9 protein-coding genes are annotated in these 13909 nt (G+C 60.5%); 8 read left to right on the top strand and 1 reads right to left on the bottom strand.

Going from position 1 to position 13909, the window contains the following annotated elements; genetic code table 11:
* Positions 1-2: 2 nt before the first annotated feature.
* From FGE05_RS11510 to FGE05_RS11475, 8 genes are all read left to right on the top strand, one after another.
* On the top strand, positions 3-1487 hold the full coding sequence (locus FGE05_RS11510) for an alginate export family protein (protein WP_139645265.1): 1485 nt from the start codon (positions 3-5) through the stop codon (positions 1485-1487).
* Positions 1488-1513: 26 nt separating this feature from the next.
* Positions 1514-3103 carry a mannuronan 5-epimerase AlgG gene (algG, locus tag FGE05_RS11505; RefSeq protein WP_139644962.1) on the top strand — a complete coding sequence of 530 codons (1590 nt, stop codon included), beginning with the start codon at positions 1514-1516 and terminating at the stop codon, positions 3101-3103.
* Between the two features lie 11 nt (positions 3104-3114).
* On the top strand, positions 3115-4563 hold the full coding sequence (locus FGE05_RS11500) for an alginate O-acetyltransferase (protein ID WP_139644960.1): 1449 nt from the start codon (positions 3115-3117) through the stop codon (positions 4561-4563).
* 23 nt (positions 4564-4586) lie between these two features.
* Positions 4587-5708, top strand: coding sequence for a mannuronate-specific alginate lyase (locus FGE05_RS11495; RefSeq protein WP_139644958.1), 1122 nt, complete (start codon positions 4587-4589; stop codon positions 5706-5708).
* Between the two features lie 193 nt (positions 5709-5901).
* Positions 5902-7467 (top strand): MBOAT family protein, encoded by a 1566-nt coding sequence (locus FGE05_RS11490; protein WP_139644956.1) that lies wholly within the window; start codon positions 5902-5904, stop codon positions 7465-7467.
* 11 nt (positions 7468-7478) lie between these two features.
* Complete coding sequence (locus tag FGE05_RS11485) at positions 7479-8654, top strand: alginate O-acetyltransferase (RefSeq protein ID WP_041021623.1); 1176 nt, start codon at positions 7479-7481, stop codon at positions 8652-8654.
* Between the two features lie 14 nt (positions 8655-8668).
* Positions 8669-9334 (top strand): alginate O-acetyltransferase AlgF, encoded by a 666-nt coding sequence (locus tag FGE05_RS11480; protein WP_139644954.1) that lies wholly within the window; start codon positions 8669-8671, stop codon positions 9332-9334.
* 146 nt (positions 9335-9480) lie between these two features.
* Positions 9481-10932, top strand: coding sequence for a mannose-1-phosphate guanylyltransferase/mannose-6-phosphate isomerase (locus FGE05_RS11475; protein WP_139644951.1), 1452 nt, complete (start codon positions 9481-9483; stop codon positions 10930-10932).
* A 100-nt stretch (positions 10933-11032) separates the two neighbouring features.
* On the opposite strand, the gene FGE05_RS11470 is transcribed toward FGE05_RS11475, so the two are convergent.
* Complete coding sequence (locus FGE05_RS11470; protein ID WP_139644949.1) at positions 11033-13822, bottom strand: RHS repeat domain-containing protein; 2790 nt, start codon at positions 13820-13822, stop codon at positions 11033-11035.
* Positions 13823-13909: the final 87 nt, after the last annotated feature.

Raw genomic sequence — 13909 nt, 5'->3', positions numbered from 1 at the left:
CTTTGAAATTCAATCCTTTTGTGCAGGCTGGAATTGGCCTGACATGCGCATTGATGTGGTCCTGCCCGACGCTGGCGGCCCTGACCGAAAGCAAGAATTTCGGCCTGGAGGTGAAGATCACCGGCCAATCCGAAGACGACCGTGACCTGGGCACCCAGAGCGGTGGCGACGTCAACGGCGTGGGCCTGGACCTGCGTCCTTGGGTCTATGGCGAAAGCGGTAACTGGAGCGCCTACGCCATGGCCCAGGCCGTGACCTCCACCGATGTCATCGAGACCGACACCCTGCAACAGTCCGATGGCGCCAACCAGCAGACCGACAGCGGCGATCGCGAAGCCAAGAAAAACTACCTGGCCATGCGTGAATTCTGGATTGGCTACAGCGGCCTGACGCCTTACCCGGGCGAACAGTTGAAGTTCGGGCGCCAGCGCCTGCGCAACGACGACGGCCAATGGCGTGACACCAACATCGAAGCCCTGAACTGGACCTTCGACACCACGTTGCTGCGCGCCAACCTCGGCGTCGCCGAACGTTTCAGCGAATACCGCACCGACCTCAAGGAGCTGTCGCCCAAGGATAAAGATCGACTGCACGTCTATGGCGATGTGGCTTACCAGTGGATGCCAGGCCAGTGGGCCGGAATCCGTGCCCATCACACCCATGACAACGGCAGCCTCGATTACCCGACCCCGGGCGAACCCACCGACACCCTGGACAAGACCCAGAACGGTGACTTGACCTGGCTCGGCCTGGAAGCCAACAGCGACGCCTACAACTGGCGCAACACCAACACCGTCAACTACTGGGCCAGCCTCACCGGCATGTCCGGCGACAGCGACACCGTCAACCCGCTCAACGCCGACGGCACGCGTCCTGCGCAAGCCAAGCGCAGCGAAGACCTGAATGGCTGGGCCACTGACCTGGGTATCCGCCTGCGCCTCGATCCGCAATGGCAAGTCGGTGCGGCCTATGCCCGCGCCAGCGATGAGTACCAACAGAACGGCCTGCAGAGCAACCGTTCGAACTTCACCGGCACCCGCTCGCGGGTCCACCGTTTCGGCGAAGCGTTCCGTGGCGAAATGGCCAACACCCAGAGCGCCAGCCTGTTCGGCTCCTGGCAGCTGCGCGACGAATACGACGCCAGCCTGGTGTACCACAAGTTCTGGCGTGTGGACGGCAACAAGCCGGTGGGCAGCAACGGCATCAACGCCGTGGAAAACAACACCGACGACGTGACCGGCGCCATCCTCTCCACCTCGACCCTGCCGCTGCGTGACGGCGACAAGGATCTGGGCCAGGAGGTCGACCTGGTGGTCACCAAATACTTCAAGCAAGGACTGCTGCCGGCGGCACTGAGCCAGTCCATCGACGAACCATCGGCGCTGGTGCGCTTGCGTGGCGGCGTGTTCAAGCCAGGCGATGCCTACGGCAAGGACGTCGACTCGTACATGCATCGCGCCTTTGTCGACGTGATCTGGCGCTTCTGATGCAAATGGCCATGGGAGTGCCCGAAATGAACCGCTACCTCAGGAACAGCCAGGCGATGAAAGGTTCGATCAGCCTGTTGGTCGCAGCGATGCTGCTGGCCGGCTCGCCGGCGTTCGCCAACGTTGAACCGGTGGTCAAGCCGGGCAACGTGGTCAAGGAACTGCAACGCGCCAAGACCTACACCGTCAACAGCGCGCCGACCGAGCCGCTGGAACTGGCCAAGCCGACCTTGCCCGACCTCAAAGGCTTCACCGCCGAAGCAGTCGCGGCCAAGATCGTGCGGACCAAGCCCGGCAAGATCAGCGTGCGCCGGATGATGCAGGAAAACGCCTTGAAGGACTTCATCGGCGGTGACAACAAGATGGCCGAGTGGGTGGTGCGCCAGCACGGCATCCCACAGGCCATCTTCATCGATGATGGCTACATGAACTTCAAGGACCTGGCCAAGAAACTGCCCAAGTACATCATCGAAACTTCGCCGGGTGTCTACCTGGCGAAGATTCCGATCGTGGTCGGTCAGAAAGGCATTCTGGAAATCGACAAACAGACCCAGGAACTGCGCCTGTCCCAGGAAGGCGGCTCGTTCCTGGTCAACGATGGCCGGATGTTCATCCGCGATACCAAGGTCACCGGCTGGCGTGAGAAGGACAACGGCCCCGCCACGTTCCGCTCGCCCAAGGAGTTCCGTCCGTTCCTGCTCGCGTGGGGCGGCACCGAGACCTACATCGTCAACACCAAGATGGCCAGCTTCGGTTACTCCAACAGTAAGTCGTACGGGGTGAGTATTTCCCAGTACACGCCGAACATGGCCAAGGTCCTCAAGCGCCCGGAACCGACCGGCTGGATCATCGGTTCCGAGTTCTCGGACATGTGGTACGGCTTCTACTGCTACGAGACGCGCGACTTCGTGGTCAAGGGCAACACCTATAAGGACAACATTGTCTACGGCATCGACCCCCACGACCGGTCCCATCGGCTGATCATCGCCGACAACACCGTCTACGGGACGAAGAAGAAGCACGGGATCATTATTTCCCGTGAGGTCAACGACAGCTTCATCTTCAACAACCGCAGCTACGACAACAAGCTCTCGGGCCTGGTGATCGACCGTAACAGCGTCAACAACATCATTGCCTACAACGAGATCTACAAGAACCACACCGACGGCATCACCCTCTACGAGAGTGCCGACAACCTGTTGTGGGATAACAAAGTGATCAGCAACCAGCGCCACGGCATCCGGATTCGTAACAGCGTGAACATCCGCCTTTACGAAAACGTATCCATGGCCAACGGCCTGACCGGCATCTACGGCCACATCAAGGACCTGTCCAACACCGACCGGGACATCAAGCTCGACCCGTTCGACGCCGAGGTCTCGCTGATCGTGGTGGGTGGCGAACTGGCCGCCAACGGCAGTGGCCCGCTGTCCATCGACTCGCCCTTGAGCGTGGAGCTGTATCGCGTGTCCATGCTCGCGCCGACTAAATCCAGCGGCATCAGCTTCACCGGGATCCTGGGCGAGCGCCAGGATGAAATTCTCGACCTGCTGGTGCGCCAGCAGAAAGCCGTACTGATCGACCCTGTCGAACGCCAGACCGAATTGCGGGACTGAGGATGACCTTTATGAACCCACAGATGATCAAACTCCTGGGCCTGTCTGCCCTGACTGCCGGCATTCTCGCCGCTGCAAGCGGCGCGCGCGCCGACGAAATCAAGGCGCCTGCGTTTACCGCGGAGCCCTGCTGCAACCTGTGCCCTGCCGCTCACGATGCAAAGAACTACACCACGCGCTACCAGCAAAACTTCACCACGCTGGTACAGGCCCAGGGCGATTGGCTGTTCCGGACCCAGGAAGACCTGCGCACCGAATTCAACACCACCCCGGCCGGCTACAAGCGCCTGCAGCAGTTGCACGATGCGTTCAAGGCAAAAGGCGTCGAGCTGGTGCTCGTCTATCAACCGACCCGGGGCCTGGTGAACCGCAACAAGCTCAACCCACAGGAAAAGGCCGCTTTCGACTATGAGAAAGCCCTGACCAACTACAAATCCATGCTCGGCCGTTTCGCCCAGATGGGTTATGTAGTGCCGGACCTGTCGCCGCTGACCAATGAGAACCTGCCCGAAACCCTGCCAGCCCACGATTTCTACTTCCGTGGCGACCAGCACTGGACGCCATACGGTGCCCAGCGCACGGCGAAAATCGTCGCCGAGAAGGTCAAGCAGATCCCGGCCTTTGCCGACATTCCCAAGCGTGAGTTCGAGACCAAGAGGTCCGGCCGCATGGGCAAGACCGGCACCCTGCATAACATGGCCGGACAACTGTGCGGCACCAGCTACGCGATCCAGTACATGGACCAGTTCACCACCGAGCCCAAAGGCGAGGCCGGTGACGGCGATCTGTTTGGCGATTCCGGCAACCCGCAGATCACCCTTGTAGGCACCAGTCACAGCGGCAAGAACTACAACTTCGCCGGTTTCCTGGAAGAAGCCATCGGCGCTGACATCCTCAACGTGGCCTTCCCCGGCGGCGGTTTCGAAGGCGCAATGATCCAGTACCTGGGCAGCGAAGAGTTCCAGAAGAACCCGCCGAAAATCCTCATCTGGGAATTCTCGCCGCTATATCGCCTGGACCAGGAAACCATCTATCGCCAGATGATGGCGCTGCTGGACAACAACGGTTGCGAAGGCAAGCCGGCATTGATGAGCAGCAAGACCGCGCTCAAGCCGGGCAAGAACGAATTGATGGTCAATAGCAAGAACATGGATCTGCGTAACAGCAGTCACCAGGTCGATATCCGTTTCGCCGATACCTCGGTGAAAACGTTGCAAGCCACCCTCTGGTACATGAATGGGCGCCACGAGGATATCAAGATCGAAAAACCGGATACCTCCGAAACCGACGGACGTTTCGCCTTCCAGCTGCGCACCGACGAGGACTGGGCTTCGCAGAACCTGCTGGCCGTAGAAGTCCAAGGCCCCGAAGCCGGTGCGGCGCCACAGCAAGTCGAAGCGAAAATCTGCAAACGCAATGTCTCTCCGCAAGCCGAACAAACGGCTCAAATCGGACAATGAGGTCTCGCTTTATGACCAGGAACATGCGCAACCGAACGTTGAAAACGCTGCTGGCACCGTCCCTGCTGACCCTGGCGATGTTCGCCGGGGCCACCCAGGCCGCGGCCCCGCTGCGCCCGCCGCAGGGTTACTTCGCGCCGATCGAAAAGGCCAAGACCGGCGATTCCGCCCAAGGCTGCGACGCCGTGCCGGCACCCTATACCGGCTCCCTGCAGTTTCGCAGCAAGTACGAGGGCTCCGACAAAGCCCGTGCGACGTTGAACGTGCAATCGGAAAAAGCCTTTCGTGACAGCACCGCCGACATCACCAAGATCGAGCGCGGCGTCAGCAAGCAAGTAATGCAGTTCATGCGCGACGGCCGTCCCGAGCAATTGGACTGCACCCTGAACTGGCTGACCACCTGGGCCAAGGCCGATGCGCTGATGTCCAAGGACTTCAACCACACCGGCAAGTCCATGCGCAAATGGGCCTTGGGCAGCATGGCTTCGGCCTATGTGCGCCTGAAATTCTCCGACTCGCATCCGTTGGCGAACCATCAGGAGCAGGCGCAACTGATCGAAAGCTGGTTCAGCAAGATGGCCGATCAGGTGGTCAGCGACTGGGACAACCTGCCGCTGGACAAGACCAACAACCACTCCTACTGGGCCGCCTGGTCGGTGATGGCCACTTCGGTCGCGACCAACCGCCGCGACCTGTTCGACTGGGCCGTCAAGGAATACAAGGTCGGCGTCAACCAGATCGATGCCGACGGCTTCCTGCCCAACGAACTCAAGCGCAAGCAACGGGCACTGTCCTATCACAACTATGCCCTGCCGCCATTGGCGATGATCGCCAGCTTCGCTCAGGTCAACGGTGTGGATCTGCGCCAGGAAAACAACGGCGCCCTCAAGCGCCTGGGTGACCGGGTGCTGGCCGGGGTGAAAGACCCGGATATCTTCGAGAAGAAGAATGGCGAAGAGCAGGACATGAAGGATCTGAAAATCGATTCGAAATTCGCCTGGCTCGAACCGTTCTGCAGCCTCTACACCTGCTCCGGCGATGTGCTGGAACGCAAACATGAAATGCAACCGTTCAAGACGTTCCGCCTTGGCGGGGACTTGACCCGGGTCTACGACCCAGCCAACGAGAAAGGCAAAGGAAGCTGATTCACCGCTGATCGTTCCCACGCTCTGCGTGGGAATGCAGCCGGGGACGCTCTGCGTCCCAAAAAGCCGAACGCGGAGCGTCCGTAGAGGCATTCCCACGCAGAGCGTGGGAACGATCATCACCGCCCTTTTTCATGGGGGGGTTTGGGGGGGCTCTGGCCCTTGACTGTTGATTCAACATGGAGAGATCGGGATGGTATTTTCATCCAACGTGTTCCTGTTCCTGTTCCTGCCGATCTTTCTCGGCTTGTACTACTTGAGCGGGCAACGCTATCGCAACCTGCTACTGCTGATCGCCAGCTATGTGTTCTATGCCTGGTGGCGGGTGGACTTCCTCGCACTGTTCGCCGCCGTGACCCTGTGGAACTACTGGATCGGCCTGAAAGTCGGTGCCGCCGGCGTACGCACCAAGCCGGCCCAGCGCTGGCTGTTGCTCGGCGTGGCAGTGGACCTGTGCATCCTGGGCTACTTCAAGTACGCCAACTTCGGGGTGGACAGCCTCAACGCGATCATGACCAGCTTCGGTCTCGAACCCTTCATCCTGACCCATGTGCTGTTGCCAATCGGGATCTCGTTCTACATCTTCGAGTCCATCAGCTACATCATCGACGTCTATCGCGGCGACACTCCGGCGACCCGCAACCTGATCGACTTCGCAGCGTTCGTGGCGATCTTCCCGCACCTGATCGCCGGCCCCGTGCTGCGTTTCCGTGACCTGGCCGACCAGTTCAACAACCGCACCCACACCTTGGACAAGTTCTCCGAAGGCTGCACGCGCTTCATGCAGGGCTTCATCAAGAAAGTGTTCATCGCCGACACCCTGGCGGTGGTGGCCGACCATTGCTTCGCCCTGCAGAACCCGACCACCGGCGATGCCTGGCTCGGTGCCCTGGCCTACACCGCACAGCTGTACTTCGACTTCTCCGGCTACAGCGACATGGCCATCGGCCTGGGCCTGATGATGGGTTTCCGTTTCATGGAAAACTTCAAGCAGCCCTACATCAGCCAGTCCATTACCGAGTTCTGGCGGCGCTGGCACATCAGCCTGTCGACCTGGCTGCGCGATTACCTCTACATCACCCTGGGCGGTAACCGCAAAGGCACGCTGATGACCTATCGCAACCTGTTCCTGACCATGCTGCTCGGTGGTCTGTGGCACGGCGCGAACATCACCTACGTGATCTGGGGCGCCTGGCACGGTATCTGGCTGGCCATCGAGAAAGCCGTGGGCATCAACACCACCCCACGCAGTCTCAACCCGATCCGCTGGGCGCTGACCTTCCTGCTGGTGGTGATGGGCTGGGTGATCTTCCGTGCCGAGAACCTGCATGTGGCCGGTCGCATGTACGGCGCCATGTTCAGCTTCGGCGACTGGTCGCTGTCGGAACTGACCCGCGCCAACCTCACCGGCCTGCAGATCGCCACGCTGGTGGCGGCCTACATCACCCTCGCCTTCTTCGGCCTGCGGGATTTCTACACCAACCGTCCGCCGGTCAAGACCAAGCCCGAGGTCAACACCGAAGCCAATGGCCCGGCCACTGCACAACCGGGGCTGATCAAGGCCGTACCGGGCGACAACCCGTCGCAGATCCACGAACCGGGCTACACCGTGGGCGTCGAAGCCCAGGTGCAACCGGCCTACTGGGTCGCTGACTGGCCACGTTATGTCATGCGTGCGTTGGTGTTGCTGCTGTTCATCGCTTCGATTCTCAAACTCTCGGCGCAAAGCTTCTCGCCGTTCCTTTACTTCCAGTTCTGAGGGATCTGAACATGACCCGCTCATTACGCATCTTTTACATCGCACTGTTCCTGCTGATCCTCGCGGTCCTGGGCCTGTGGTCGATGCGCAGTTTCTTCGGCTTCAGCACCAACCCCGATGCCACCGTGCTCAACGGGCGCTGGACCAAGGCTGTCGAAACCCACTACGACGACCAGTTCCCGATCAAGCGCCTGGGCACCAACATCTGGGCCGCGCTGGACTACAAGCTGTTCAACGAGGGCCGTAAAGGCGTGGTCCTGGGCCGCGACCAGTGGCTGTACAGCGACGAAGAGTTCAACCCGATCGTCAACGAAGAACTGAACCTGCAAGGCAACTACGCGCTGGTCGAAGGCGTACGCCAGAAACTCAAGGAACAGGGCATCACCCTGGTGATGGCGATCGTGCCGGCCAAGGCGCGGCTGTATCCGGAGCACTTGGGTGAAGTGAAGCCAGCCAGCATTCACGCCAATCTCTATCAGGATTTCCATGCCCGCGTCGCGGCCGACAAGATCCTCGCCCCTGACCTGCTCGGCCCACTGCAACAGGCCAAGCAGAGCGGCCAGCAGGTATTCCTGCGCACCGACACCCACTGGACTCCGGAAGGCGCCCAGGTCGCAGCCGAGAACATCGCCAAGGCCATTGCCGAGCGCGCGCCCCTCAACGGCGAGCCGCAACGCTTCGTCACCGAGCCTGCGGAAAAGATCATCCACAAGGGTGACCTGCGCCAGTTCCTGCCCCTGGACCCGCTGTTCGAAAACCTGATGCCGGCCCAGGAGCCGCTGGTCAAGCGCAACACCCGCGAGGCCGACGACCAGCCGGCCGGCGACGACGCGCTGTTTGCCGATGCCCAGGTTCCCGTGGCCCTGATCGGCACCAGCTACAGCGCCAACCCCAACTGGAACTTCGTCGGTGCACTCAAGCAAGCCCTGCACAGCGACGTCGTGAACTACGCCGAAGACGGCCATGGCCCGATTCTGCCGATGCTCAGCTACCTCAAGAGCGACGCCTTCAAGAACAGCCCGCCACAAGTGCTGATCTGGGAGTTTCCTGAACGTTATCTGCCCGTGAACAACGAAATCGGCGACGCCGACCCGCAGTGGGTCGCAGAACTCAAACAAGCCGGTGCGCGCCAACAGAACGTTGCCGCCAACACTCAATCCGAGACGCCCGACCGGGCGCAAAACTGAAAGAGAGGTCCATCATGACTTTCAACACTACTCCTCGTCGTCTCGCTGCTCGTTCCTTCAAGGCCGTTGCCCTGGTTGCCAGCATGAGCGCCCTTTCCCTCTCCGCCTTTGCCGGTGACTCGGCGCTGTACGGCCCGGTCGCACCAAAAGGCTCGAGCTTCGTGCGTATCTACAACGCCAGCAACAGCGAAGTCAGCGCCACCGTCGGCAGCACCAACCTCAACGACGTCGCGCCATTGGCCAGCAGCGACTTCAGCTTCATGCCCGGCGGCGACTACAGCGCCAAGGTAGGTAGCCAGACCGTTCCGGTCAAACTGGCTCCCGATCACTACTACACCCTGGTCAACAACGCGACCGGCCAGCCGCAACTGATCGAAGAACCACCGTTCAAGAACAAACAGAAATCCCTGGTGCGTGTGCAGAACCTCACCGACAAGGCGCTGACCCTCAAGACCGCCGACGGCAAGACCGAGGTGGTGCCGAACGTGGCGGCCAAGGGCCGTGGCGAACGTGAAATCAACCCGGTGAAAGTCAGCCTGGCGCTGTTCGAAGGCGACAAGAAAGTCGGTGACCTCAAGCCCGTGGCCCTGGAGCGCGGCGAAGCGGCCGTGCTGTATGTCACCGGCTCCGGAAGCAGCTTGTCGCCGGTCTGGGTAAAGCGTCCAGTGTCAACTCGCTGACAGATTGGCCTGATTGACACTCCCCTGTGGGAGCGAACCCGCTCCCACACTGAACCGGGGCGTCATTCGGGTACGGAATAAAAACAAGAGTGAAACGACAGAACGCAGTAGCTCTATAACCATTACGCTTCAAAGGAGTAACACACATGATTCCGGTGATCTTGTCAGGTGGTAGCGGCTCACGTCTTTGGCCGCTTTCGCGCAAGCAATTCCCTAAACAGTTCCTGGCCCTGACCGGCGAACACACCCTGTTCCAGCAGACCCTCGAACGCCTGGTGTTCGAAGGCATGGACACGCCGATCGTGGTCTGCAACAAAGACCACCGCTTCATCGTCAACGAGCAGTTGAACGGTCGCAACCTCGAAGCCCAACGCATCCTGATGGAACCGTTCGGCCGCAACACCGCACCAGCCGTCGCGCTGACCGCGATGATGCTGGTCAACGAAGGTCGCGACGAGTTGATGCTGGTGCTGCCGGCCGACCACGTGATCGAAGACCAGAAAGCCCTGCAACGCGCCCTGGCCCTGGCCACCGTGGCCGCCGAGCGTGGTGAAATGGTGCTGTTCGGCGTACCGGCCACCAAACCGGAAACCGGCTACGGCTACATCAAGTCGACCAACGACGCGCTGCTGCCCGAAGGCGTGAGCCGTGTTTCGCACTTCGTCGAAAAACCCGACGTCAAGCGCGCCACCGAGTTCGTCGAGGCCGGCGGCTACTTCTGGAACAGCGGCATGTTCCTGTTCCGCGCCAGCCGTTTCCTCGAAGAGCTGAAAAAGCACGATCCGGATATCTACGACACCTGCCTGCTGACCCTGGAGCGCAGTGAGCAGACAGCGGACACCATCACCTTCGACGAAGCCACCTTCGCCTGCTGCCCGGACAACTCCATCGACTACGCCGTGATGGAAAAGACCCAGCGCGCCTGCGTGGTGCCGCTGTCGGCCGGTTGGAGCGATGTCGGTTGCTGGGCGTCGTTGTGGGAAGTCAATCCCAAGGATGCCGACGGCAACGTCACCAAGGGCGACGTGGTGGTCCAGGACAGCCGCAACTGCATGATCCATGGCAACGGCAAGCTGGTGTCGGTGATCGGCCTGGAAAACATCGTGGTGGTAGAAACCAAGGACGCCATGATGATTGCCCACAAGGACAAGGTCCAAGACGTCAAGAAGATGGTCAACACCCTCAATGCCCGGGGTCGCACCGAAACCCAGAACCACTGCGAAGTCTATCGTCCGTGGGGCTCGTATGACTCGGTGGACATGGGCGGGCGCTTCCAGGTCAAGCACATCTCGGTCAAGCCGGGGGCGTGCCTGTCCTTGCAGATGCACCACCACCGCGCCGAACACTGGATCGTGGTCAGCGGCACCGCTGAAGTGACCTGCGACGAGAACGTGTTCCTGCTCACCGAAAACCAGTCGACCTACATCCCGATCGCGTCGGTTCACCGCCTGCGCAACCCGGGCAAGATCCCGCTGGAAATCATCGAAGTGCAGTCCGGCAGCTACCTGGGCGAAGACGACATCGAGCGCTTCGAAGACATCTACGGTCGCTCCACCCCGATCGAGCGCGGCGTGTCGGTGAAGACCATCGCGCAGTAACGATCAGCGAAACAAGAAGCCCCCATCCAGCCCACTGCGTCCCCTATCCGCAGCGGGTTGGGTGGGGGCTTTTTAGTTGCTGCATTCGTATCTCTGATAATTATCTGGACTTTGAATGGGGCAACATTTTCGCTTTTATCACATATCGATGCGCCGTTCCGAATCGTTCTGCATTATTCATATAGGACCTTCCCTTTGGAATGTAATGCAAGGAAACTATTTGAATTTTGTTATATAGAGGAAACGTCACTTCACCCTCAGATGCATACAGCCCCTCAGAAACACCTGCATGCCCAGATTCCAACTGAAAGTGCCACATTATTGACTTACCGGATACGTAACCCATCCCGGGGTCTTTTGCCGTTGACATTATAAGTTGAGAATGGATCTCCAAATTTATTGTTTCTTCTATCGCTCTATCCCCGCCCCCCTTTGCAAAGGTCGCGAGCCATGGATAGCTTTTCAATATAGCCGGCGAGTCTCCGCGAAAAACCTCCGCTACCTCTGCGCGACGATACGTAGACCATTCTGCATCTATTTCCCTGAGCACATTTTGAACCTCCAAGGCCTTTTCATAATCTATGTTCCTGGCGGGCGGAATCATATTACGCCCGGTCTCACGCCAAACACTTACAAACTTCTCCATATCAGCAATCGAACTGTAATGTTCAATATTCAGCTTCTGCAGAGTAATTGAAAACGAAGAGTAGTAAGGGTACTCACCCCCCTGTTGCTTATATAATGCCGGGTCTTTTTTTATGACCCATTTTTTTTTGATGGGTAGCTGGGAGCCAACCCCAGGAAGAGGCGGCGGACCGCCCATAGGCGGAGGTGGCATGGGGGGACCTATCATTCCAGGGGGCGGAGGGGGTGGTGGGCCGGAAGGATGCATGGGGGGCGGAGGGGGTGCAGCGCCTGTGGGTATCCTGCCATCGGTGTCGAACAGTGTGAGCGGGTTATTGCGGACCATCCGATAGAAATTCAGCCCATCCACCGCCCAGGCCGGATCCGGACTGGCCCAACGCTGCAACCACGGTACATAGAACCGATAGCCGTAGTAGTAGAGCCCCGTCGCATCCCGCTCCTTGCCCGAGTACCGGGCCGTCTTGTAGCTGACCTCGATCACATCGTCCCCGGCCAGGAACGCCGTTTCACCGAACGGGTAGAAGTGTTCCTGGCTGATGATTCGCCCGTCCTGGTCAAGCTCCAGACTGATCGAACCCAGGTGCTCGGCAACACCGTACCGATAGCGGTCGTTCGCGCCGGAGGGCGGTGGGCTGTCCCAGTGCAAGACCCGCACGCCGCCAAGCCCGCCCTGGGCGATGATGACCTGCAATGATTCCCCGGTGCCGCTGTCGGCACGCAGTTCCAACCCCGGCAGGTAACGGACCTCGGCAGCCAGGGTCCGCGCTCCGGTGTGCAGTGTGCGCAGCTTGCGCACCCGCTGACCGCCGCCATCGTAGACATAAGCCTCGCGGTCATTGAGCCCCGATTCGCGCTCGATCGGCGTGACCGAGCACAGCTGGTTGCGCAGGTCCCAGGCCAGGGTCCGGCTGCTCTCCAACGCCAGGCAGTTACCCCGTGCATCGAACGCTGCAGCGATCTCCTCTTCTGTCGGCGGCACGCCGTTGCGGTATGGCAAGCAACGATTGCTGTAGCGCGCCGCCTGCAACTGGCGACCATGGTTCTGCGCGCCGACATGGGTCAGTTCCAGCAGGTTGCCGCTGTCGTCGTAGTGATAGGTTTGTCGGTAATTGCTGAGCGCGGCTGGGTCGACGCGGCCGACAGGCCCTTGGTTCTGAGCACCCGCTTCCCATCCGATGGCCTCGATCAATTGATAGAGGCTGTCGTAACGGAAACGACTGATCGGGTCGATGCGCTGGTTGGCAAAGTAGCGCACCGGCAACGCTTTGTCCTCGATGCCCAGTACATTGCCCATGGGGTCGTAGGCATAGACCAGGTGTTGCAGCGACTGACCGCTCCGCCGGACATGGCGCTCCATCAGCCATCCGTCTTCAGGAGCGTAACTGAGCGTGGTCTGTACCCCGTTGCCGGCCACTTCCCGTTCGATCTGGCCTTGGGCGTTGTAGTCGATCTCGCTCACCAGCGGTTGCCATTCGCTCTGGCCCTGCAACAGCAATTGGCTGCTGAACAGTCGGCCATCGCGGGTCAGGGCCCGGCGCTGCCGGTTGCCCTTGGCGTCAATCTGCTCCAGCACATCCCCCTGCGGACCGAGACGCCACGTCGTCAAAGCACCGTCGCCAGGCTCGAGCAGGGATTCGCGATCGGCCTCCGACGCTGGCCAGTCCGGCATGGCCCCATCCAGGCAGAAACGTCGGCTCAGGGCCAGGCTCTGGCCGGTCAGGGCAAAGGACGCCAGCAGCAAGGTGCCCGCCGGGTCATCGTGGCGGAGCAATTGTCCGTACTGATTGAAGGCCTGCTGGCCCTGGCCCGGAGCGCCATATTGCATACGCTCGACGCAGGTGCGCGATTGCCCACTACCCTGTTCGAACACCGCCACCGGACGGAGCAGATCGTCGAAGACCACGTCGCGCCGCGTGCCCCGCCCATCCCAGCCCCGCAGGCTTTCACTGGCGAGCCCGGGCAGGTCGAGCTGCCAGCCCGCATCGACACTGCGCGCCAGCAGCGCGTCACCGGACAGCGTATACACCGTCGAAAGATTGGCCGGGGTCGCCGCATCGTCCTGTAGCAGGGCCCACAGGCGCGGGTCCCATTGCTTGATCGCGCGGCCGGCCAGGTCGAAAAGGCTGCGGTTGACCCGCGGTTGCGCAGGTTCACGCTCAAGCGCGCGGCAGTAATCGACCGAACGGACCAGCAAAGACCGTGGATCCACCGCAACCAACCTCGGCGTACCGTGATCCATGCTCATGCCTTGGCCTCCTGATAGTCGTGCGGTCTGGCCGACATCTAACAAGGGGCAATCCCTGGTGACTACTGTCAGAGATGACAGTGACGA

The organism is Pseudomonas sp. ICMP22404 (assembly GCF_006227205.1).
Taxonomy (GTDB): domain Bacteria; phylum Pseudomonadota; class Gammaproteobacteria; order Pseudomonadales; family Pseudomonadaceae; genus Aquipseudomonas.
This window is presented reverse-complemented; position numbering and strand designations above follow the sequence as displayed.

Bases quoted from the DNA above. Each gene is read 5' to 3' on its own strand.
- FGE05_RS11470 (WP_139644949.1), bottom strand. From the start codon at position 13,822: ATGAGCATGGATCACGGTACGCCGAGGTTGGTTGCGGTGGATCCACGG.
- FGE05_RS11475 (WP_139644951.1), top strand. From the start codon at position 9,481: ATGATTCCGGTGATCTTGTCAGGTGGTAGCGGCTCACGTCTTTGGCCG.
- FGE05_RS11485 (WP_041021623.1), top strand. From the start codon at position 7,479: ATGACCCGCTCATTACGCATCTTTTACATCGCACTGTTCCTGCTGATC.
- FGE05_RS11480 (WP_139644954.1), top strand. From the start codon at position 8,669: ATGACTTTCAACACTACTCCTCGTCGTCTCGCTGCTCGTTCCTTCAAG.
- FGE05_RS11490 (WP_139644956.1), top strand. From the start codon at position 5,902: ATGGTATTTTCATCCAACGTGTTCCTGTTCCTGTTCCTGCCGATCTTT.
- algG (WP_139644962.1), top strand. From the start codon at position 1,514: ATGAACCGCTACCTCAGGAACAGCCAGGCGATGAAAGGTTCGATCAGC.
- FGE05_RS11495 (WP_139644958.1), top strand. From the start codon at position 4,587: ATGCGCAACCGAACGTTGAAAACGCTGCTGGCACCGTCCCTGCTGACC.
- FGE05_RS11500 (WP_139644960.1), top strand. From the start codon at position 3,115: ATGAACCCACAGATGATCAAACTCCTGGGCCTGTCTGCCCTGACTGCC.